The sequence below is a fragment of the Rothia sp. (in: high G+C Gram-positive bacteria) genome (assembly GCF_015265375.1).
Taxonomy (GTDB): Bacteria; Actinomycetota; Actinomycetes; order Actinomycetales; family Micrococcaceae; genus Rothia.
This window is the reverse complement of record NZ_JABZXW010000013.1, coordinates 19,203-40,442: the sequence shown is the minus strand read 5'-3', so window position 1 is coordinate 40,442 and position 21,240 is coordinate 19,203. Positions and strand designations below refer to the sequence as shown.

Below are 21,240 nucleotides of genomic sequence, written 5' to 3'. Positions count from 1 at the left end.
GGACTGTCTGGGGTTGGAATTGCCGGGGGTTTGGGGCTTTCTGTGCGCGGCATCATGCACGCAGTGAAATATTTCGGCAGGTTCAAGTTTTTCTTGAGCAACGCACTGATTTCTACTTGAAGGTTTGTTAGGGTGAGAGTGTTTCCTGAACCGATGGGGACACTCAACCACTTCTCATTGGGTTGGCGCAGATTCGACGGAGATTTCTCATTCCTATTTAGAACCTGCATCGGCGCAATGGACATGACCGATAAGGAATATTTATGTCCGCTCTTCCGAACTCTAAGTCTTCACTCCTGTATGCAACCCGCAGTTGCAGTGCACTGGCACTAGCGGGTGCGATTATTCTGCCGCTGTCTCCTGCTATTGCTCAGAACGCTACTGCAGATACTCCTGTAGCGGCCGGTTCTCAGTCGGATGATCGTGTCCGTGAGAATCCTGTTGCTACTTCTGATGAGTTCTATCCTCATTTGGGCTACCACTCGTTGAAGAATACTGATGAGGATCAGGTTCTGGAATTCTCGGGATGGGGTTTCGGCGGCGAAATTAACTCCCCGAAGGGTATCCAGATTGTTGTGCGAGAGGTGGGTTTGAACTCCCCGGTTCTGGTGGTTAGCGACATCATTGAATATAACCACGAGAATCTGGCTTTCGCTTACCAGGATGGCTACATCCACGGTACGGTGAAGATTCCGGCAAACACCCTGGATAAGTCAAAGGATTATGTTGTCGAGGTGTGGGGTAACAACGGATACGAGGGCGACGAGTTTATTACCCCCGTCGTGGGTCAGGCACCCGAGAGTCGCGGTACCCTGCTGGCTACCCAGGAGCTGGACTTCGATGGTTCTGACGGCACGACAGCTGCGGATATTCCGGGTAAGACTCCTCAGAAGGCTACGTTCAAGTTTTCGTACGACAACAAGGAACAGCTGGTGTATACCTCCGAGGGCGGCACCATCCACGTGAAGGGTTGGGGCTACACCAAGGAGTGGCGTGAGAAGCACGGCAAGGTAGTGGTTTACATTGTTGCTTCTCAGGGTGTTCCTGACGGCGCTGATGTTCTGCCCGCCAATGATGTTCTGCTCCGTTTTGAAGAGGGTAAGGACTTCACCATTGCTGAAAACGGCACCCTGAATGCTCAGTTGACGGTCAAGCCCGGTGCGTTGCAGAGCTACTACAAGCCTCGCGCTCCTTTCCTCGGCATTCCGCGTTACGAGAAGCGTTACGAGGTGAGTTACGAGATTGGCATGTTTACCGAGAAGCAGGGTGAGCCCCAGCTGACGGTGGAGGACCTGTCGGCTGGTAAGAACGTGCTGTATCGTACCGTGCTGGACACTCAAGCGTTCCGCTCCAGCGCGTTTGCCCCCAAGGTGGAGTACAAGGCTCTGGGTGACACCGCCGCTGATCAGAGCATTTACTTTTTGGGTACCGGCTTCTACGGCAAATTTGCCTCTGCCGGGGGTGTTCAGTATGTGATTCGTGAGAAGGGTTCGAACACCCCGGTCCTGGCGACGAGTGACATCTTTTGGTATAACCGCTATCACCATTTTTCTGAGTTCGAGAACGGCGAGGTACGCGGCGTCGTGAAGGTGCCGGCGAATACTCTGGACCCGGCGAAGAAGTACGTCGTGGAGGTTTGGAGTAACGACGGCTATAAGAACGGCGAGTTTGCTGGCCCTGTGGTGGGCAAGGCGCCTGAGGGTCGCAGTATTCTGCTGGCTTCTCAGGACTTGAAGTTCAAGGGCTCTGACGCTGTTGAGGATAAGAAGCCTAGCTTGACCGATGAGCAGCGCAAGGAGCGCGCTACTCGCGGCGAGCTGACGGCAGCGCTGTACGCTCAGGCTGGTAGCCCCAAGGTGGACCTCCCCGAAACCTCCCCTTGGCCGGATGTGAAGACCACCGACCCGAATTATGCCGCCTACGTGTGGGCTCGTCAGAAGGGCATTACCTTCGGCTGGTCGGACGGTAAGTTCCACGCGGACGCAGGCATTTCGAACGCTACCGTCGCGGCGTTCACCTACCGCGCGGCTGGGTCCCCCACCGTGCAGTACTGGTCCCCGTACACCGATGTGACCCCGGATTCTGCGTTCTTCCGCGAGATTGCGTGGGCTGGGCAGAACAAGGTTGCGCTGAGCACGAGCGGCACGTTCAACCCCAAGCATATGGTGACTCGCGGCGAGCTGGAAGTTCTGATGATGGCTTTCTAGGCTCGCTAAGCATAGCCAGCTGAATAACCCCGTGTTCCCGGGCAGGTTCTCTGTTCGGGAACACGGGGTTCTGTTTGCGGGGTTCAGTTCTTAGTGTCTGGTCAACCTGTGAAAACCCTCAGAACGTTCAAGCTTCTCTTGAGTGTTTCCTGACATCTGTTTGACGCTTTGATAGGGTGAAAATGTCCCCGAAGCCGACGGGGGCATTCGACCACTTCTCATTGGGTTGGCGCAGATTCGACGAAGATTTCTCACACCCCTTTTAGAAACTGCATCGGCGCAATGGGTTCAACCGATAAGGAATGATTATGTCCGCTCTTCCGAATTTCAAGGATTCTTCCTTCTTCCGTGCAGCACGGGGTTGCGGTGCATTGGCGCTGGCTGGCGCGATGGTTTTGCCGATGGCTCCGGCGCTTGCCCAGGATGCGGCACCTGCCGCTAATGCACCGGCGGCAAATGCTGTAACCCCCAAGCCGGCAGCTCAGGACGCTGCCGCGCAGCCGACGTACTCCACCGACTATGACACCATTTTTTACACCGGTGAGGGCGGCACCGTGACTCTGAAGGGTACCGGTTTCACCAAGGAATGGCGTGAGCAGCACGGCACCGTTGTCTTCTACATTGCTGCCACGAAGGATCGCCCCGGTAACGCTGAGCCTTCCACCTCGATGCTCCGCTTTGAAGAGGGTAAGGACTTTACCATTGCCGATGACGGCACTTTTGAGGCAAAGTTGACCATCAAGGCTAACGCTCTGGAGAATTTCTACACTCCCATCGATTATTTCCCGGGTATCACCCTGGATGAGGTGCGTTACGAGACGGGTATCTTGACCGAGGCTAAGGGTCAGCCCCAGTCGAGCATTGAGGATATTTGGGCTCGCAAGAAGGTTATCGCCCACAACCCGATGTACACCCGCGCCTACCATCCGCAGGTCCTGGCACCTAAGTTGAAGTACGATGCTCTGAAGGACACCACGAAGGATCAGGAGCTGCTGATTAAGGGTGAGGGTTTCGTTGGGGAGGAGCTACCCGGCCGTGAGGGTGCCATGTACGTGATTCGCGAGAAGGGCACCGGCACCCCCGTCCTGGCGATGAGCGATATGAAGTCCTACTATGAAGATCCCGATGGCGTAACCCGCCTGGAGGGAGGCACTCTTTACCGCACCATCAAAATCCCCGCAAACACCCTGGATCCGTCTAAGCAGTACGTCATTGAGGCGTGGAGCGACTACGACTACGACCTCACCAAGAAGGACAGGCCCCTCATCACCCCGAGCGTGGGTTTGGCGCCGGAGCACCGCGGTGTTCTTATGGCTCATCAGGATCTGAAGTTTGAGGGTGTTCAGGACTTCACGGATGCTACCGTGCCCAAGGGAGAGTACAAGAGCCTGATTTCGAAGCTCACCTACCAGGAGCAGCAGCAGCGCGCTACTCGCGGCGAGCTGACTGCGGCGCTGTACGCTCAGGCGGGTAGCCCAAAGGTGGACCTCCCGGCAGTCTCCCCCTGGCCGGACGTGAAGACCACCGACCCGAACTACGCCGCCTACGTGTGGGCTCGTCAGAAGGGCATTACTTTCGGCTGGTCGGACGGCAAGTTCCACGCGAATGCCGGCATTTCGAATGCTACGGTTGCGGCATTCACCTACCGTGCGGCAGGTTCCCCGGCTGTTTCCGGTGTTTCTTCGTTCACGGATGTTAATCCGAGTTCCGCCTTCTACCGTGAGATTCTGTGGTCCACTCAGCAGTATGTCATCAATCCGGATTTCGGCGCTTTTAATGCGACGGACCTGGTGAATCGTGGTCAGCTGGAGCAGATGCTGTTCAACTTCCAGAATCGAGCTAAGTAGAACGGTGCCAAGTAGAACCAAGCCAAGTAAGGCGGACTAGCTCTGAGCTGAATACCCCGTGTTCCAGAATGGTTTTTCTATTCGGGAACACGGGGTTTTCTATGCCCGTTTTCTCTGCTTTTTTCTGCATCTATTTTTGGGTGCTCGCGGAATCATTGCGGCACAAAAATTCAAAACTTTCAACTATTCCTTGAGATTTCTCGCGACTTCTCATTAAGGGTTTGATATGCTGAGGCTACCCCCAAAACCGATGGGGATAATCAACGATTTTCTTATTGGATTAGCGCAACTTCGACGGTGAAGATTCGGCCGGAAATCATCCTGCAGGAATTGCAAACATCCAATGGGACGTACCATAAGGATGCTTTATGTCCTCACTTCCGAGTTCTAAGTCTTCATTCCGCCGTGCAACGCAGGGTTGTTGCGCTCTCATGTTGGCTGGCGCTATGGTTCTGCCGATGACTCCGGCGCTGGCTCAGGATACAGCACCGGTCACTAACATTTCTGTCCCTAACGCACCGGTTGCCGATACCGCCTCCCCGGTTTCTCAGGACGTCACGGATGGCCCGTCTTTCACCATTGATTATGGGGAGGGTGCGGCTTTGTACACCGATAAGTACAACGAAATTACGGTGAGGGGCACCGGCCTCACCAAGGAATGGCGTGAGCAGCACGGCAAGGCAGTCCTTTACATTGCCGCTACAGAGTATCATCCCGATAACGTTGAGCCTTCAAGGTCGGTGCGTTTCTTTGAAGAAGGTTGGCGTTTCCCTATTGCCGATGACGGCACTTTTGAGGCAGAGCTGACGATCAGATATGGCGACCTGGAGAGTTTCTACACCCCCGCTTACGGGGTCCCGTATTTCCGCGGGGAGGATGTGCACTATGAGATTGGCATCCTCACCGTGGGCGAGGATCAGCCGTGGCCGACCATTGAGGATATTTGGGCTCGTAAGAACGTGGCTATTCACAAGCCAATATATACCCGTCGCCATCCTGAAATTATCGGGGCCCACTGGAGGTACGATCCACTGAAGGACACCACGAAAGATCAAGAGCTGATGATTAAGGGTGAGGGTTTCAGCGCGTATGAGCTCCCCGGTCGTGAGGGTGTCATGTACACGATTCGAGAGAAGGGCACCGGCACCCCCGTCCTGCTCATGAGCGAGATGGAGCGCTACTACGAACGTAGCGATGGCGTAATGGCGCTGTGGGGAAACGCTGTTTACCGCACCATCAAAATTCCCGCGAACACTCTGGATCCGTCTAAGCAGTATGTCCTTGAAGCATGGAGCGACTATGGCTATGTCAACCAGACGGATAAGACTCTCATCACCCCGATTGTGGGTTTGGCGCCGGAGCACCGCGGTGTCCTTATGGGCCGTCAGGACTTGAAGTTTGAAGGTCTTGAGGAATTCACGAATGTATCTCTACCCAAGCCCAAGTATAAGCATCTCTTCTCAAAGCTTAGCGATGAGGAACAGCAGCAGCGTGCTACTCGCGGTGAGCTAGCTGCGGCATTGTACCTTCAAGCTGGCGCCCCCAAGGTGAACCTCCCGGCGGTCTCCCCGTGGCCGGATGTAAAGACAGACGACCCGAACTACGCTGCGTACATTTGGGTTCGTGAGAAGGGCATCAGCTTCGGCTGGTCTGATGGTAAGTTTCATGCGGATGCAGGTATTTCACGCGCTACTGTTGCGGCGTTCACCTACCGTGCAGCAGGTTCCCCAGCTGTTTCCGGTGTTTCTTCGTTCACGGATGTGAATCCGAGTTCCGCCTTCTACCGTGAGATTTTGTGGTCTGCTCAGCATGGTGTCATTAACCCGCAGAGGGGTATTTTTGAGGCGACCACGATGGTAAATCGTGGTGAGCTGGAGCAGATGATGTTCATTTTTCAGAACCGCACTGACTATGGTGGGTTGCTTCTAGTCTGAGTCATAACCCCGTGCACCCTGAGAGTCTTCTTCTCACCGGGTGCGCGGGGTTCGGTTTTTATCGGCTGATCAACCTGTGAAATACCTCAGAACCTTCAAGTCTCTCTTGAGTGTTCCCTGACATCATTTCGAAGGTTTGATAGGGTGAAAATGTCCCCGAAACCGACGGGGCTTCCACCCACTTTTCTCATAGGGCGCAGCAGATTCAACGGCGAATTCCCTACCCGCCGGTGAACTCGCAGGGCCCTGCGAGAAACAACTTTTAAGGATGTGTTATGTCCTCGCTTCCGAACTCTAAGTCTTCATTCCTCCGCGCAGCTCAGGGTTGCGGCGCGCTGGCGTTGGCTGGTGCCATGGTTCTGCCGATGGCCCCGGCGCTGGCTCAGAATGCGGCTCCTGCCGCTGATGCACCCGTTGCCGCCGCTACCCCGCAGGCTGCTCACCAGGTCGCTGCTGCTACTCCGACCCTGGATGTATCCATCCCTGACGGTTACAAGTACGACGGTGTGAACCCCTTCCTCATCACGACCGAGGGCGGTACCGTCCATGTGAAGGGCGCAGGCTACACCAAGGAGTGGCGCGCTCAGCACGGTACCGTGGCGCTGTACATTGCTCCCGCGAACTACGCACCGTCTGGCTACGAGATTCCGACTTCGAAGATGCTACGCTTCGTGGAGGGTCAGGACTTCACCATTGCCGATGACGGCACTTTTGAGGCTGACCTGAAGGTTGAGGCGTACGATCTTGCCGCCTACTACTTCGTTGATGATGACAACTTCCACGATCCAACCGGCGGCACCAAGTACGATGTCCGCTACGAGATTCACGTGGTTGCTGAGCAGAAGGGTCAGAAGCCGCTGACCGCTCAGGAGCTGTGGACCGGCAAGAACGTGGTGAGCACCCAGGTGCTGAGCACTCTAGGTGAGAAGCCGGCGCCGTTCGCACCGCGCCTGGGCTACAACAGCGTGGCTGACCCCGCCAAATCGCAGAATCTGAACGTTGGCGGTCAGGGGTTCAACGGCGATATCCACTCCGTTAAGGGTGTCCAGTTCGTGGTTCGTGAGAAGGGCTCGAACACCCCGGTTCTGGCAACCAGCGACATTATCGAGTTTGACCACCCCACCCAGGCTTCGGCCTACCGTGACGGCAACCTGAACGGTACCGTGAATCTTCCGGCAAACACCCTGGATACTTCGAAGAAGTACGTGATTGAGGTGTGGGCTAATGATGGTTACAGCGAGACGGGCGAGCTGCTCGCACCGGTCGTGGGCAAGTCCACCGAGGGTCGTGGCACCTTGCTCGCATGGCAGGACCTGGACCTGAACGGCACGAACGGTTACCGGGAGGCGAACCTGCCCAACGCTCAGGACCCCAAGAAGGACGATGATCAGAAGCCTGCTCCTTCCGATGAGAAGCTGAAGACCCCCGCAACTCGCGGTGAGCTCGCAGCTGCCCTGTACATCCAGGCGGGCACCCCCGAGGTGAAGCTCCCCGAGACTTCTCCCTGGCCGGATGTGAAGACTGACGACCCGAACTTCCCCGCCTACGTGTGGGCTCGTCAGAAGGGCATTACTTTTGGCTGGTCGGACGGCAAGTTCCATGCTGATGCCGGAATTTCGAACGCTACCGTTGCGGCATTCGCCTACCGCGCAGCTGGTTCGCCCGCAGTGACGGGCAACTCTCCCTACAGTGATGTGGCTCCGGGTTCGGCGTTCTACCGCGAGATTCTGTGGGCTCAGCAGAACAAGGTGGTGCTGAACGCTAGCGGTGCTTTTGACGCTCAGCATATGGTGACTCATGGTGAGCTGGAGACTCTGATTGAGGCGTTCCAGGCTCGCGCTAAGTAAGGTCATTTAGCCCCCCCCCTGCGCTTGGTACCCCAAGCCCTGCAGAGTATTGCTCCCGCAGAAGTAATGCCCGGTCTGCACGTTCCTGTCAGGATCCTTGATGAGAGGTTCCTGTCGGGCTCGTACAGACCGGGCTTTACTGTGCCTAAATTTTTGAAGACTGCTTCTTGGTAGCTATTCAGTAGCTATTTTCAGCGCTTACTTTTCAGTCAGGCTGGTCCACGCGGGGGCTGCGGCGGTGCTTGCCGAGTGCGCATCCTGACCGGTTGCCACGCCGGTGGAGACGGTGAAGTCCCACGGGTCGGTATTCAGTACGGACAGCTTCGTTTCAATGGTGAAGCCGCGCTCAGCAAGCAGGGCGCGCAGGCGGTCGGCCGCCGAACGCAACCACAGCGATTCGCTGGCGGGATGGGAGCAATCAATCAGCGCGATGTTGCTGCCATCGACTCGTGCGGTTTCACGGAATTCGCTGGCGGGGTGGTGGCGCAGGTCAGCGGTAATGTACACCTGCGCGTCGGTGGCGCGTACCGCCTCGAAGAGGGAGTCACCGGCACCACCGCAGAGGGCGACGCGGCGGATCGGCTGGTCGGCACGTCCGGCGATGCGCAGACCACCTGCGGTTGCGGGTAGTGCCGCGGCGAGGCGTTCAGCGAGTTCCTTGAGGGTGATCTCTTCGGGCAGGGTGCCGAGGCGACCGGTGCCCACCGCGTGCTCCTGCCCGTCGAGTACCTGGGTTTGCGCTTCGGTGAGCGGTTCGCGGTCGATGAGGCCGATAGCGTCACAGAGTGCTTCATTCACCCCTTCGACGGCGGCATCTGCGTTGGTGTGCGCGCCGAGCAGGCCACATCCGCCTTCGATGAGGGTGTGCAGCACGTTGCCCTTGTAGTCGCTGTCGGGGATGAACTTTGCGCCGCGGAGCAGCAGCGGGTGGTGGGTGATGAGCAGCTGCGCGCCTTCGGCTACGGCTTCTTCGGCGGTGGCGGTGAGGGCGTCTACCGCGAAGAGGACGGTGTTCACTTTGGCGGCGGCACGACCGGCAACGAGGCCGGAGGCGTCCCATCCGGCGGCGAGCTGCGGCGGGAAGAGCGTGTGGAAGGCGTCGACGACTTCTGCGAGGGTGGGGGTTTCAAGTTTTTCAGTCATACCTCTATTGTGGCAGGTGGCGCGGCGGTAACTCGGGAATATTATGCGGCTCAGCAGTGTTCTTCAGGTAGTGTGGATTTATAGTTCGAGGAGGAATCATGACTGATGTTGTTCTTGCTGGCGGCTGTTTCTGGTGCCTGGATGCGGTATACCGCCAGTTCCGCGGGGTTGAGGCGAGCGTCTGCGGTTATACGGGTGGTGAGACTCCCGACCCTGATTATCGTTCGGTGTGTTCGGGTACGACCGGTCACCAGGAAGCGCTGAAGCTCAGCTTCGACCCGCAGGTGATTGACCTAGATACGGTGTTGGATATTTTCTTCACGAGCCACGATCCGACCAGCTGGGATCGTCAGGGTGCGGATACCGGTTCGCAGTACCGTTCGGTTCTTTTCTACGCGGATGAGCAGCAGCGTGAGGCGTTTGAGCGTGCGGTGGCGCGTGCTCAGCAGCTGTACTCCTCCCCCATCGTTACGGAGATTAAGCCGCTGGGCGTGTTCCACGAGGCTGAGGATTACCACCAGAACTATTACGCGTTGAACCCGGCGCAGGGTTATTGTGCGTTTGTGGTGAGCCCGAAGGTTGCGAAGGCTCGCCGCAATTTTGCGCATCTGCTCCGCTAAGTTGCACGCCCCTCCAGTTGTTTTGCCCCGCGGCTGTTGTTCTTTCTTCGAAAATATTCGGAATAAGGGCCGCGGGGTTTCTTCATGCGTGCCCAGTTCTCCCAGGCTATTTGCTATTCACATGTGCTTTAGGGTGGCTCTAAGGTGTGCCCGGTATGATGGGGGTGTCGACTCACTCCTCCTCATCTGTTGACCTCTTCGAAAGACTGCTGATGACTAGCTCTTCTTCTAAGTCCATCGCTTTGAGCCGCCGCGCCGTGTTGGGTGTGGGCGGTGTTGGTCTTGCCGCCGTGTTGGGTGCGTGTGCGCGTACGGTGCATCCGCCGGCTGATGTTGCTGAGTCTGGCTCGGCGAGTGCTTCGGCGAGCCCGTCTGCTTCGCCGGCGCTGCCGCCTGCGAATAAGTCGTATAAGGGTAAGGTCACGTTCGATAACTTTGAGAAGAACGGCGAGTATGTGCCTGCCACAGCTGAGAAGAAGGCGCAGAATGTGCCCAAACCGATCATGCCGGAGAAGGTGCAGGAGCTGAGCGTTGACGGTATTTATGCACTGATTGGCTATTGGATTTCTAGTTTTAATTATTTGGCGTTGACGGGTGATATTGAGCCGTTGAAGAAGACGGATCCGAGCAGCGATTACTATAAGGAGCTTGAGCCGATGGTTAAGCTCTACGAGACGGGGCGCGGCTGGATTTATGACACGAGTGAGCCGATGTCTGTGTACCTGTTGACGGATACTCCCACGCAGATTGAGGGTGACCGTATTCGTTATTTCTGGCGTGCTCGTTCCCTGGTTGATCAGAATGCGAAGAGGCATCTGACCGAGGGCGATAACCGCGATAAGTCCCTTGTGGGGGCTGAGGATTCTCAGGGCCAGGCGATGCGGATTGTTGTGGAGTATAAGGAGGGTGCTTGGTTTATGAGCACTCAGAAGGATAAGGATGCTGATAAGAGCTCGGATTCTGCGAGCCCCTCGGCTTCCTAGTGCACTAATTGCAGCTTTTTGGGTTTCTTCTACTCAAAAGTACATGAATAGCAACATTTGATAGTCATTCACGCACTTTAGGGTATTATAAGGGTGTCAACTCACTCTATTTCCTTTGTTGACCTCTTTTGAAAGGCCAATTATGATGAGCCCTTCCCCCATATCTACCCGTGTGAGCCGCCGCGTGGCGTTGGGCGCGACCGGCACCGGTGTGCTGGCTGCACTGACTGCGTGTGCTGGTAGTATCCGCCCGCTGGCTGATGGCTCAGCGTCAAGCCCCGCTTCCGGTTCTGCTAGTGCCTCCCCGAGCGCTTCAGCTAGCGCCTCACCCAGTGCTTCGGCTAGCGCTTCGGCTTCTGCTTCTTCCAGCAAGTCCTATAAGGGCTTCGTAAAGTTTGATAACTTCGAGAAGAAGGGCGAGTACGTTCCGGCGACCGCCGCTCAGAAGGCACAGAACGTGCCCAAGCCTCTCGTTCCGGCGAACATGAACGAGCAGAGCATTGATGGTATTTATGCGTTCATCGGCTATTGGTTGGCGAGCTTCAACTACCTGCTGATGACTGGCGATCCTGAGCCGTTGCAGAAGGCTGAGTCTACGGACATACTGACGGAATACCAGAATTTGACGGCTGCCTATGAAAATAATCTGGGGTGGCTCTACGGTGCGGATACCCCGGTTACTCTTGAGCTGATTTCTAATTTGCCGCAGAAAATTTCCGGTAGCCGAATTCGCTATGACTGGTTGGGATACATGCGGTACAGCACCGACATCAAGGTTCATACTGAGGGCGTGAGTCCGGATGAGCCCTTTATGGAGGATAGCTCGCAGGATCTGACGAAGGTTGGCGTGGAGTACAAGGATGGTAAGTGGATTATGCTCACCGACGAGGATGGCTCTTCTGGGCCTGGTAGCGCCAGCAAGTCTTCTTCTGTCTAAGCCTTCTGGGAGCTTGAGATAGGCTTCTCCCCCGCCCGCGGTAACGCACCGTGGGCGGGGTTTCTTTTTGCCGGAACTCGGTAATGCTTCGCAGCGGCGTGAGGTTGCTATGTCATCGGCACCATATGACGACCGTTAATGGGTATCTGCGTTTTTGCCGGTATGATGGGGGTGTCAACTCACTCAATTTCCTTTGCTGACTTCTTTTGAAAGGCTGATAATGATGAGCCCTTCCCCCGTCTCTGCTGGTGTGAGCCGTCGCGTGGCGTTGGGTGCTACCGGTGCCGGTGTACTGGCGGCATTGACTGCGTGCGCTAGCGATATCCGTCCGCTGGCTGATAGTTCCCCCTCCGGTGAGGCTTCGGCGAGTGCGTCCGAAAGCGCATCCGCGAGCGCCTCAGCATCGGCTTCGTCTTCCTCTTCCGACAAGTCCTATAAGGGCCTTGTGAAGTTCGATAACTTCGAGAAGAAGGGTGAGTACGTTCCTGCCACGGCTGAGAAGAAGGCACAGAATGTGCCCAAGCCTCTCGTTCCGGCGAACATGAACGAGCAGAGTGTTGACGGCATGTATGCGTTCATTGGCTACTGGCTGGCGAGCTTCAACTATGTGCTGATGACCGGTGATGCTGAGCCGATGAAGAAGGCTGACCCTGCAGATGTGTATGCGAAGAGCCTGCAGGAATTTACGTTGATGTACGAGAGTAATCTGGGTTGGATGTACGGTACGGACACCCCGGTTACTATGGAGTTGATTAGTAGTTCACCGCAGAAGGCTTCCGGTAGCAGTACCCGTTACAACTGGCCGGGCTACATGAACTACAGTGCCGATGCAAAGATTCATCGTGAGGGCAAGTCTGACCTACCTTTTAAGACGTCTTCTAGTCCGAACGGCAAGCTGATGAAGGCTGCTGTGGAGTACAAGGACGGTAAGTGGTTTATGCTTACCGGCGATGAGGGCTCTTCTGCATCTGCTTCTTCTGGTAGCTCTTCGTCTGTCTAGGCCATTGTCTTTGACAGCGTGAATAGGCTTCTCCCCCGCCTGCGGTAATGCACCGTGGGCGGGGGTTTCTTTTTGCCGAAACGCTGCCAGAACTCTGCGGAAACCCAGGGAACACCCAGGGGGAAACTCAACAAATGTTCTGAGTTGGCGGAGGGTGCCTCGGGTACGCTTAACGTATATACATTGACGTACTACATGTGGTCTTTGCCTGCAGGTTGTGAGCCCCGTACTGACGGCTTTGTGGGTGAAGAATCCGACGAAGGACTTCTGATGACTACTTTCTTCACTCGACGTACCGCCTTGGGTGTTGCTGTTGCGGGTACGCTCTCTGCGTTGACTGCGTGCGCTAGTGATATTCGCCCGTTGGCTGGTGGTACCGGCTCGGCTTCTCCGTCGGAGGCGGCGACCGCCTCCGAAACTGCGTCTGCTTCTGCAAGTGCTTCGGCTTCTCCTTCTGTTTCAGCGTCTGCGAGTGCTTCTGCTGCTTCGGGTCTTCCGTCTTCAGGTAAGTCCTATAAGGGTCCGATGAAGTTCGATAGCTATGAGAAGACCGGCGAGTATGTTCCGGCGAGTGTTACGCATAAGGCTGAGAATATGCCGAAGCCTGTTCCTCCGGCGAATATGAAGGAGCACAGCGTTGATGGTGCGTATGCTTTCTTGAGTTTCTGGCTTGCTAGCTTGAACTATTTGATGATGACGGGTGACCCTGGACCGATTGAGGTTGTTTACCATGATGGCTACGGCATAGAGAAGTATCCTGGCACGCTGAAACTGTATGCGTCGGGTTTGGGTTGGGTGTACGGTACAGAAACTCCGTATATTGTTGAGCTACTGACGGATGCTCCTCGTGAGGTGCCGGGTAGCGACAATACTCGCTTTATTTGGGAAGGCTATTCCTACATGGACCCGAAGATGATGCGGCATTATGAGGGTCAGCCTGAGAAGGCGACGAGCGCTGATGAGTCGAAGAAGAAGGTGGCGAGGTTCCGTCTGGAGTACAAGGACGGCAAGTGGGAGCTGTCGAGCGCCGCTTAGCTACCGCCTAGTTACCACCTTGCAGAGGGCTCGCTCTCGTAGTGATTTCTTATGCGGTAAGACCCCGCACCTGGTAAAACGCTGGGTGTGGGGTCTTAATTTTCTGAACATTCGAGGCGGTCACGGGGCTATTAGGTGGCTCTCGGGTAACCTTAAAAGTGTATACATTGACGTACTGATAGGTCTTTGCAGGGCGTCTACGCATGCTCTGGTGCACGGCGTCGTGGTTTGCTCTGTATTGGCTCCAACGAAGGGCTTCCGATGACTACCTTCTTCACTCGACGTACTCTCCTGGGCATGGGTGCGACCGGTATTCTTGCTGCGCTGACTTCTTGCGCTAGCGATATTCGCCCGCTGTCGCAGAGTTCGGGCGGTTCCTCTGGCGGTGCTGCTTCTGGTTCGGCTTCCTCGTCTGCGAGCGCCTCTGCGTCTCCTTCTCCTGCTGATGATCACACGCCCGGCTCGTATGTGGGTCCGATTAAGTTCAATAACTACGAGCGGAACGGCACCTACATCCCTGCGACTGCGAATGCGCCGGCACAGAACGTGCCGATGCCTCTTATCCCGGAGAAGATGAAGGAGAACAACCCCGAGGGCGCCTACGCGCTGATGGGCTATTGGCTTGCTTCCCAGAACTATCTGATTCTGACCGGCGATGTTGAGCCGCTGATGAAGGCGGATCCGGCGAAGGCTTTTCTGAGGAACTCTAGAACCATGATTAAGCTCTATGAGTCGGGTCTGGGTTGGATTTACGGTTCGGATCAGCCGTACAAGATTGAGATTGCGGAGAATGAGCTTCAGCCGGTTGCTAATAAGCCGGACCGTTATGAGTGGCTTGTGACCGTCGCGTATGACCCTGCCGCTAAGTACCACATTGAGGGTGAGCCTGATGCGACTATCGTTGAGGAAGAAAAGACGGTTCCGCATACGACCAAGTTCATCATGGAGTACAAAGAGGGCATGTGGCGCATGCTCCTGGATAACAACAGCTAAATTTCCTCATCTTCTGATACGCACTATTTAAGGATTTCTGATGACGACTTTCCTTTCTCGACGTGCCGCACTAGCGGCTGCTACCGGTGCCGGCGCGGCTGCGGCGTTGACTGCTTGCGCTAGCGATATCCGCCCGCTGGCTGATAGCTCTTCTTCCCCTTCCGGTGAGGCTTCGGCGAGTGCCAGCGCTTCTGAGTCTGCAAGCGCATCCGCCTCAGCATCTGCAACTACTTCCGCTAAGAAGTCGTACAAGGGTACCGTAAAGCTCGACAAGTATGAGAAGAACGGCGAGTACGTTCCTGCCACGGCTGAGAAGAAAGCGCAGAACGTGCCGAAGCCTGTTGTTCCGGAGAAGATGAACGAGGCGACCGTTGAGGGCATGTACCAGTTCCTCTGCTACTGGGTGGCAAGCTTCAACTACATGTTCATGACCGGCGATTTCGAGCCGCTCAAGAAGGCTGACCCTGAAGGCCGCTATGCGAACGATCACGCCAATGCTGTTCTTATCTACTCTTCCGGTAAGGGCTGGGTGTATGACACGGATGCGCCGGTTACCATTCAGCTGCTGACTGATGCTCCCAAAAAAGTTGAGGGCGGTCCCAACCGTTACGATTGGCTCGGACGCATTATCTATGATCCCAATGCAAAGGCTCACGTTGAGGGTCATGACCCTGTTCCTCTGGTTGATGGATCGGCCAAGAGCGAGGCAACCAATTTTCCGTTTGACTATAAGGATGGCGCCTGGTTCTTACTCAGTGATGAAGAAGCTGATTCCCCCTCTTCAGAGGCGAGTAGCGCTAGTGCCTAACCCGCGTTCCTAGTCATTTATAGTGATGAGGGAAGCTCTCGAATGCAGTTGAGGCTGCGTGCGGGAGCTTCCCCTTTTTGTTTGCATGGCCTGCGTACGGTCGTGTTGAACTATTCCCCCAGATGAGCATGTGCCGGCTTTGAACGTGTCAACAAATCTGCTCGGGTACGCTTAAAAGCACACGAACAAACTATTGAGGGGTTCCCATGCCTACCTTCGTTACCCGACGCACCGCCCTGGGCGTTGCCGCCACTGCCGCGCTCGCCTCCCTAACCGCCTGCGCCAGCGATATTCGCCCGCTGGAGGACCCGAGCGTGGTTGACCCGATGCGCCCCTACAAGGGCGAGATGAAGTTCAATAGCTACAAGTCCACCGGAACGTACCGCCCCGCAAGCAGCACGAAGAAGGCGGAGAACCCGCCTATGCCCGTTCCTCCCGTGAATATAAAGTCAAAGACGACCTCGGGCATGTATGCGGCGCTGGGCTACTGGGTCGCAGCCCTGAACTACCTGACGGTTACTGGCGACGCTACCCCGTTCAAGGACGTGGACCTGGACGGCATCTACGTGCAGAAGATGAAGGCATACGTAGAGTTGTACGCAAAGAATGAGGGGTGGATGTACGGCACCGAGACGCCGCTCGTGGCTGACCTGACCGAAGAGACCCCGCAGAAGGTTAACGATGAGCAGTACCGCTGGAAGGGTATTGCCCGTAGCCATAAGGATGCCGTTCTCCATTACGTGCCCGAGGACAGGGACATTCGTCTGGCTGAGACGAGCGGTGATTCCAGTAATGATGAGGTCACTTTTGTGTTGAGCTATCGAGACGATGCGTGGAGGGTCACCGTTGAGACGAAGAGTTCCTCGACGACTTCTCCCGGTTCCTCAGGCGGAAGCGGCTCCGGCCTCAACGTTTAGGATGCGGCGGTATAGGAAGATACAGACGCGGGAAACGACTGTATAGGAAGATAATGGCTTTTCCCCTAGTAAACGGTGCTTTTCGTTAGCTAACGTATCTTTTGTAGCATTTTCCAAGGTTTGACAACGAAAAAATCATAAAAATACCCAAATACACTAAGGTACCCTGAAATAGATACACCGATAATCTATTGAAGGGTACCTTATGTCTACCTTCGTGACCCGACGCGCCGCCTTTGGCATCGCCGCCACCGCCGCGCTCGCCTCCTTGACTGCCTGTGCTAGCGATGTCCGCCCGCTCAGCGACCCGAGTGTGCTCGACGCTCAGCGTATCTATAAGGGCGAGCTGAAGTTCAACAACTACGAGTCGCAAGGAACTTACGTTCCGGCAACCCATGAGAAGAAAGCCGAGAATCCGCGCAAACCCGTACGCCCTGCAAACATGAGCAACAAGACAAAGGGCGGCATGTATGCAGCATTGGGATATTGGATGGCTTCTCAGAACTATCTCATGATTTCTGGGGATATTGAGCCTTTAAAGTCTGTAGACGCAACCGTAGACCAATACTGGGAAAAGATGAAGAAGGCGTACGTGAAAATGTATTCAGACGGCAGCGGCTGGCTATACGGCACCGAAACACCTTGTCTATACCAGTTGACAGAGGAATCTCCTCAAAAGATTGACGAAGACCGCTACCATTGGAAAGCTACGACCTACATGCACAGTAGGGCCGTAGTCCACACCACGGCACAGGGCTTGGAGATTTCGCTAGCCTACACAAATAACCCAGACGGTCCCAGCAAAATCATTTTTGAGTTGGTACACCAAAATGGTGCATGGACAGTCGGTCCTGCAGGAGGAAGCAACGCAACGAATTCACCCCAGCCTACAGCAAGCAGTTCTTCTCCGGCGTAGAAGCAACAATATTACTGCCTTAGCGAGAGCCCGTGTTTTTCGTCATCTCCCGCCGCTTTTACGGTCATGGAGGCGCACACGACATTGGGCTGACCGCTCCCCTGCGATATTCTGGAATTAGTTCAATACCGGCACATACTTTATTCACCTCAGAAAGAGCCCCATGTCTACCATGTATACCCGCCGCACCGCCCTGACCGCACTGGGTCTGGGTACCGCCGCGCTTCTTGCCGCATGTTCCTCGAAGTCTTCCGAGTCTTCGGCGACCACGAGCGCATCCGCTACCGAGTCTTCGACCGCGAGCGCTACCGCATCCGTCTCCCCCACCGCGGAGGCAACCACCACCGTTGAGCCCGGCCCCAGCATGAAGGGTGAAGTCGTTCTTGCCGACTACTCCTCCACCGGCACTTTTGAGCCCGGCACCAAGGAGCACAAGGCAGTGAACGTTGCGATTCCCGTGGAGCCCGCGAAGCTGCGCGAGAACAGTGTTGAGGGTCTGCACGCGTTCATTGCGTACTGGCAGGCTACCCTGAACTACCTGCTGCTGACCGGTGACGGTACCCGCTTCACGAACATTGACCACACCGGCGACTACTCGACCGTGGCTGAGTTCTTCCAGAGCATGTACGCTTCGGAGAGCGGCTGGGTTATTGGTTCGGAGCGTCCGATGGTTCTGTCGCTGACCGCTGACCGCCCGACCAAGGACACCCGCACCGGCTACTACACTTGGGCAACCGAGATGGTGATTGATGGTGCTGAGGGTGCTGGCGTGTACAGCAAGACCAACGATCGTGTGCAGCCGCTGACCGAGGTGTTCAAGTACCCGGGTAAGCCGGTGGCTGGTCAGATTGTGGCGCACTACCAGGACGGCACCTGGCGTATGGTGCGTCGTGCTCCGGGTACTGCGTCTGCTTCGCCGGTTCCGTCGCTGAGCCCGAGCGCTTCGACTGCGGGTTCCGCGTCGGCGGAGGCGACCGCTGCAGGTTCGACGGAGGCTACGACTGCTTCTGCTGAGGCGTCGGCACAGTAGATTCCGAGCCCCCTACACCGCTGAGAAGCCACATGTGTTTCGAGAAGCCACCATTATGGTTGCTTTTCGAAACACATGTGGCTTCTCGCTTTTATTCTTTGAGAGGCTCACGGCGGCACCATAGAATCTAGAAGGTCTTCCAACGTATGCAGACATAAACAAAAAAGCCTTGATTCCGAAGAATCAAGGCTTTTTTTCCTAGTGTGACCCCAACCGGATTTGATCTGGTGACGGAGGGGCATGATGCCGAGCGCGCGAGGAAATTCATCATGCCCCGCAGTGCCGCGACGTCAGGAGCGGCGCCGTGAGAGGCTCACGGCGGCACCATAGAATCTAAAAGGTTTTCTGACAGCTGCAGACATAAACAAAGAAGCTCCCCAGTCTTTCGACTGGAGAGCTTCTTTCCTAGTGGTGACCCCAACCGGATTTGAACCGGTGTTGCCGCCGTGAGAGGGCGGAGTACTAGGCCGCTATACGATGGGGCCGTGAGATTTACATCTCTTTTACCAGGTCTCCCTGGCAACACATATAACTATACAGAGGTTCCCGGAAACAACCAAATCAAAAAGTGGTGAAATGAGTCACATATTTTACACTGAGTGCAAGGCGCTCAGCATAGGCTCTTTTCCAGCTATGCCAGGCACTCCCCCGACAGACGTACAGAACCTCCGCCGCGCCCGCATCCGTACCCGCACCTGCCCCATTCAGACACAATGGCACCAAGGCACAAAAATGCGCCCCGCACAGTGTACGGGGCGCATCCGCTCAACAGAGCGAGAAACTATGCCTTACGGCGGCGAAGCACCATCACAGCGGCACCGGCAATCAGCGCGAACGCACCGACAGCTGCCAGGCTCAGAACGTTCTGGGCACCGGTCTTAGCCAGCGAGCCCTTGCTCTGAGGCGCAGATTTGGTAGCCGAAGCACTCACCTGAGCATCAGAGTTAGAACCCTTAGGCTGGGACTCAGACTTCACCGAAGAAGAGTTCTTCAGCGGCGCGGTCTTCGCGGTGGTTCCCAGCTGGTCGTTAGCTTCCTCAGCCTTCGGCTGCTCACCCTTGGGCTGATCAGCCGCCGGTTTCTCTGCAACTGCAGCAGATGCGGAAGGCGATGCCGAGGCGTTGGCGGGGAATGCCGGCTCGTCAGCCTCGTCGCGGTTATCTGCGTTGCCGGCATCCTTCGCATCGTTGACAATCAGCGAAACAGCCGAATCGTAATTGCGGTTGGTAGCCACGTCAGAACCAGCGGTGACGGTACCGAGCATGTAGCCCTGGCTGTACTGCATGGTGTTCGCGGGAACACGCAGGGTTGCGTCGAAGGAGTACTTGCCGGTGCGTGCGTTGTAAACAAACGCGCTCGCCGGAACAATGGTGGACACCTTCTGGATGCTTGCCAGTTCGCTATCGGTCAGCTTGTCGAAACCCATCGACCATTCGCCTTCCTTGACGAGGAACAGGCGAACGCCTTCGGCCGGGGGCTTCTCAAAGTCGTAGCCAGACACGTGGAAGGTGTAGGGGCGGGTGATGTCGACAGTGCCCTCAGCGAAGTTCAGGGTGGGGTCAATCAGCACTGCGGTAGCCTGCTTCGGGTAGCCCTGGAAGGGAACCTTAGCGGGGTTAATGGTCGCAGTGGAGGTGAACTCACCCTCAGAAACCTCGGCGTAGAACTTCACGATGGAGTTCGGAACCAGCTTCTGCTGCGAGGAAGGAACAGCCTTGCCGTTACGGTCCACGGTCGCCTTGGAGGTGTAGGTGTCAGTCATGGAGCCGTCACCGGTCTTCGAGTTCAGCACATAAGGTACCGCCGCGGTGGTGTTAGCAATGTCCTGCTTGTCCACTGCGATGACAGAGCCGTCCGCGGTGATGGTCAGGTCGTTAGCCTTACCGCCGTTCATCTCAACCTCGCCGATCACACGGTCGGCCTTAGCGTCAAAGATAGCGATCTTGCCGGTACCGAAGTCGGTCACGTACACCAGGTCGCGGTTCTCGTCGTTCTCCATGGACAGCGCCTGGGTGCCGAACTTGACGAACTTCTTGAACGCGCCGGTACTCAGGTCGTAGACGGAGATACCGGAGTTCACGCCGTCCACGCCCTGGGAGGAGACGTAAATTTCGTTCTCGGAGTGGTCGATGGTGACGTCAGAGGGGCGGACCTCAACGGAGGAGTTCTCGCCGCGGGTCTGAATAACCTGCTCGGTCTTGAAGGTCTTGGTGTTGATGACGAAGACCTTGCCGCCGGTACGCTCGGGTACGTACAGCTTGTCGCCGTCAATGGTCATGTTCATGCCGACGTAGCGGGTACCGCCGTTGGGGGCACCCTCCAGCTGCAGCTTGGTAACCTCGAAGGTCTTCATGTCGATTGCGGACACATAGTAGCGGCCGGTCACGAACACCTTGCCGGAGTTGTGATCCACCAGCACGGAGCGGGGGTGCTCAATCCAGTTCGGGTCGCTCTCAGCGATACCGTGGTTAGTCCAAATCTGCTCCATGGTGTTCTGGTCGAACACGGACAGGGAGTTGTCGGTGGTGTTAGTAACCCACACGGTGCCGGACACGTCATCAACAGTGATGCCGTACGCGGAAATGTAGCCGAATTCGCCGTTCTTATCCAGCTCGAAGGGAAGCGCTGCTACTTCTTCAATCTGAAGAGTGTCTGCGTTGACACGAGCAATAGTGGAGGCAAGGTCGCCGCGTGCACCCACGCCGACCATCCAAATCTTGTTAGTCGCCTTGGAGTAGGCAACCTGGTACTGGCCGGGCAGACCCTGGGTAATATGCGCGACGGACGCGGAGGTGTCGACAACGCGGCTCAGCGATGCGGTGGAAGGAGCCGATGCGCTGGGGGCCGCGGTCTGGTTTGCGGTGTTAGGTGCTGCGAAGGAGGCAGGAATCATGGCTGCGCCGGAGATTGCGAGCGCGAGGGAGCCGACGGCGAGCCCCTTCAGTGCTTTGCCCGAGGAGGGAGTGAGGTTCAATGTGTGTCCTTCAAATGTGTAACGGAAGTGCTCACATGCCGCATGCGAA

Annotated in this window: 17 protein-coding genes and 1 tRNA gene; 14 read left to right on the top strand and 4 right to left on the bottom strand. The window is 56.3% G+C overall.

The window, feature by feature from the left end:
- Positions 1-245, bottom strand: a 245-nt coding sequence (locus HXO69_RS03250) for a hypothetical protein (RefSeq protein WP_296545279.1), incomplete at its 3' end; no start/stop codon positions are given.
- An 18-nt stretch (positions 246-263) separates the two neighbouring features.
- Between HXO69_RS03250 and HXO69_RS03245 the strand changes: the two genes are divergently transcribed.
- The 4 genes from HXO69_RS03245 to HXO69_RS03230 all read left to right on the top strand — a co-directional run bounded on the left by HXO69_RS03245 (position 264) and on the right by HXO69_RS03230 (position 7,835).
- The gene (locus HXO69_RS03245) at positions 264-2,207 is read left to right on the top strand and encodes an S-layer homology domain-containing protein (RefSeq protein ID WP_296545278.1); all 1,944 of its coding nucleotides are present in this window, start codon (positions 264-266) and stop codon (positions 2,205-2,207) included.
- Between the two features lie 308 nt (positions 2,208-2,515).
- Complete coding sequence (locus HXO69_RS03240; protein ID WP_296545277.1) at positions 2,516-4,054, top strand: S-layer homology domain-containing protein; 1,539 nt, start codon at positions 2,516-2,518, stop codon at positions 4,052-4,054.
- 368 nt (positions 4,055-4,422) lie between these two features.
- Positions 4,423-5,988, top strand: a complete 1,566-nt coding sequence (locus tag HXO69_RS03235; protein WP_296545276.1) for an S-layer homology domain-containing protein — start codon at positions 4,423-4,425, stop codon at positions 5,986-5,988.
- Between the two features lie 275 nt (positions 5,989-6,263).
- A complete protein-coding gene (locus HXO69_RS03230; RefSeq protein WP_296545275.1) occupies positions 6,264-7,835 on the top strand; it encodes a gluconolactonase in 1,572 nt (523 codons plus the stop codon).
- A 198-nt stretch (positions 7,836-8,033) separates the two neighbouring features.
- Here HXO69_RS03230 and HXO69_RS03225 read toward each other — a convergent pair whose 3' ends face one another.
- Positions 8,034-8,978 (bottom strand): Nif3-like dinuclear metal center hexameric protein, encoded by a 945-nt coding sequence (locus HXO69_RS03225; protein WP_296545274.1) that lies wholly within the window; start codon positions 8,976-8,978, stop codon positions 8,034-8,036.
- Between the two features lie 98 nt (positions 8,979-9,076).
- Here HXO69_RS03225 and msrA point away from each other — a divergent pair, with 98 nt between their 5' ends.
- The 10 genes from msrA (at position 9,077) to HXO69_RS03175 (ending at position 18,217) form a co-directional block, all read left to right on the top strand.
- Entirely contained in the window at positions 9,077-9,598 is a 522-nt protein-coding gene (gene msrA, locus HXO69_RS03220; protein WP_296545273.1) for a peptide-methionine (S)-S-oxide reductase MsrA, read from the top strand.
- Positions 9,599-9,810: 212 nt separating this feature from the next.
- A complete protein-coding gene (locus HXO69_RS03215) occupies positions 9,811-10,581 on the top strand; it encodes a DUF6318 family protein (RefSeq protein WP_296545272.1) in 771 nt (256 codons plus the stop codon).
- 142 nt (positions 10,582-10,723) lie between these two features.
- Positions 10,724-11,518 carry a DUF6318 family protein gene (locus tag HXO69_RS03210; protein WP_296545270.1) on the top strand — a complete coding sequence of 265 codons (795 nt, stop codon included), beginning with the start codon at positions 10,724-10,726 and terminating at the stop codon, positions 11,516-11,518.
- Between the two features lie 220 nt (positions 11,519-11,738).
- Positions 11,739-12,518 (top strand): DUF6318 family protein, encoded by a 780-nt coding sequence (locus HXO69_RS03205; protein WP_296545269.1) that lies wholly within the window; start codon positions 11,739-11,741, stop codon positions 12,516-12,518.
- A 270-nt stretch (positions 12,519-12,788) separates the two neighbouring features.
- A complete protein-coding gene (locus tag HXO69_RS03200; protein WP_296545267.1) occupies positions 12,789-13,553 on the top strand; it encodes a DUF6318 family protein in 765 nt (254 codons plus the stop codon).
- 261 nt (positions 13,554-13,814) lie between these two features.
- On the top strand, positions 13,815-14,546 hold the full coding sequence (locus HXO69_RS03195; RefSeq protein WP_296545266.1) for a DUF6318 family protein: 732 nt from the start codon (positions 13,815-13,817) through the stop codon (positions 14,544-14,546).
- A gap of 40 nt (positions 14,547-14,586) precedes the next feature.
- Complete coding sequence (locus HXO69_RS03190; RefSeq protein WP_296545264.1) at positions 14,587-15,354, top strand: DUF6318 family protein; 768 nt, start codon at positions 14,587-14,589, stop codon at positions 15,352-15,354.
- A 206-nt stretch (positions 15,355-15,560) separates the two neighbouring features.
- Positions 15,561-16,271, top strand: a complete 711-nt coding sequence (locus HXO69_RS03185; RefSeq protein ID WP_296545263.1) for a DUF6318 family protein — start codon at positions 15,561-15,563, stop codon at positions 16,269-16,271.
- Positions 16,272-16,476: 205 nt separating this feature from the next.
- A complete protein-coding gene (locus HXO69_RS03180; protein WP_296545262.1) occupies positions 16,477-17,187 on the top strand; it encodes a DUF6318 family protein in 711 nt (236 codons plus the stop codon).
- Between the two features lie 163 nt (positions 17,188-17,350).
- Positions 17,351-18,217: a DUF6318 family protein gene (locus HXO69_RS03175; protein WP_296545261.1), complete on the top strand. Its 867-nt coding sequence runs from the start codon at positions 17,351-17,353 to the stop codon at positions 18,215-18,217.
- A gap of 409 nt (positions 18,218-18,626) precedes the next feature.
- Here the strand turns inward: HXO69_RS03175 and HXO69_RS03170 are convergent.
- Positions 18,627-18,702 (bottom strand) — tRNA-Glu (locus HXO69_RS03170).
- Between the two features lie 296 nt (positions 18,703-18,998).
- A complete protein-coding gene (locus tag HXO69_RS03165; RefSeq protein ID WP_296545260.1) occupies positions 18,999-21,191 on the bottom strand; it encodes an LPXTG cell wall anchor domain-containing protein in 2,193 nt (730 codons plus the stop codon).
- Positions 21,192-21,240 lie beyond the last annotated feature (49 nt).

Excerpts from the sequence above, each read along its gene's own strand:
- HXO69_RS03245 (WP_296545278.1), top strand. The coding sequence starts at position 264 with ATGTCCGCTCTTCCGAACTCTAAGTCTTCACTCCTGTATGCAACCCGC.
- HXO69_RS03240 (WP_296545277.1), top strand. The coding sequence starts at position 2,516 with ATGTCCGCTCTTCCGAATTTCAAGGATTCTTCCTTCTTCCGTGCAGCA.
- HXO69_RS03235 (WP_296545276.1), top strand. The coding sequence starts at position 4,423 with ATGTCCTCACTTCCGAGTTCTAAGTCTTCATTCCGCCGTGCAACGCAG.
- HXO69_RS03230 (WP_296545275.1), top strand. The coding sequence starts at position 6,264 with ATGTCCTCGCTTCCGAACTCTAAGTCTTCATTCCTCCGCGCAGCTCAG.
- HXO69_RS03225 (WP_296545274.1), bottom strand. The coding sequence starts at position 8,978 with ATGACTGAAAAACTTGAAACCCCCACCCTCGCAGAAGTCGTCGACGCC.
- msrA (WP_296545273.1), top strand. The coding sequence starts at position 9,077 with ATGACTGATGTTGTTCTTGCTGGCGGCTGTTTCTGGTGCCTGGATGCG.
- HXO69_RS03215 (WP_296545272.1), top strand. The coding sequence starts at position 9,811 with ATGACTAGCTCTTCTTCTAAGTCCATCGCTTTGAGCCGCCGCGCCGTG.
- HXO69_RS03210 (WP_296545270.1), top strand. The coding sequence starts at position 10,724 with ATGATGAGCCCTTCCCCCATATCTACCCGTGTGAGCCGCCGCGTGGCG.
- HXO69_RS03205 (WP_296545269.1), top strand. The coding sequence starts at position 11,739 with ATGATGAGCCCTTCCCCCGTCTCTGCTGGTGTGAGCCGTCGCGTGGCG.
- HXO69_RS03200 (WP_296545267.1), top strand. The coding sequence starts at position 12,789 with ATGACTACTTTCTTCACTCGACGTACCGCCTTGGGTGTTGCTGTTGCG.
- HXO69_RS03195 (WP_296545266.1), top strand. The coding sequence starts at position 13,815 with ATGACTACCTTCTTCACTCGACGTACTCTCCTGGGCATGGGTGCGACC.
- HXO69_RS03190 (WP_296545264.1), top strand. The coding sequence starts at position 14,587 with ATGACGACTTTCCTTTCTCGACGTGCCGCACTAGCGGCTGCTACCGGT.
- HXO69_RS03185 (WP_296545263.1), top strand. The coding sequence starts at position 15,561 with ATGCCTACCTTCGTTACCCGACGCACCGCCCTGGGCGTTGCCGCCACT.
- HXO69_RS03180 (WP_296545262.1), top strand. The coding sequence starts at position 16,477 with ATGTCTACCTTCGTGACCCGACGCGCCGCCTTTGGCATCGCCGCCACC.
- HXO69_RS03175 (WP_296545261.1), top strand. The coding sequence starts at position 17,351 with ATGTCTACCATGTATACCCGCCGCACCGCCCTGACCGCACTGGGTCTG.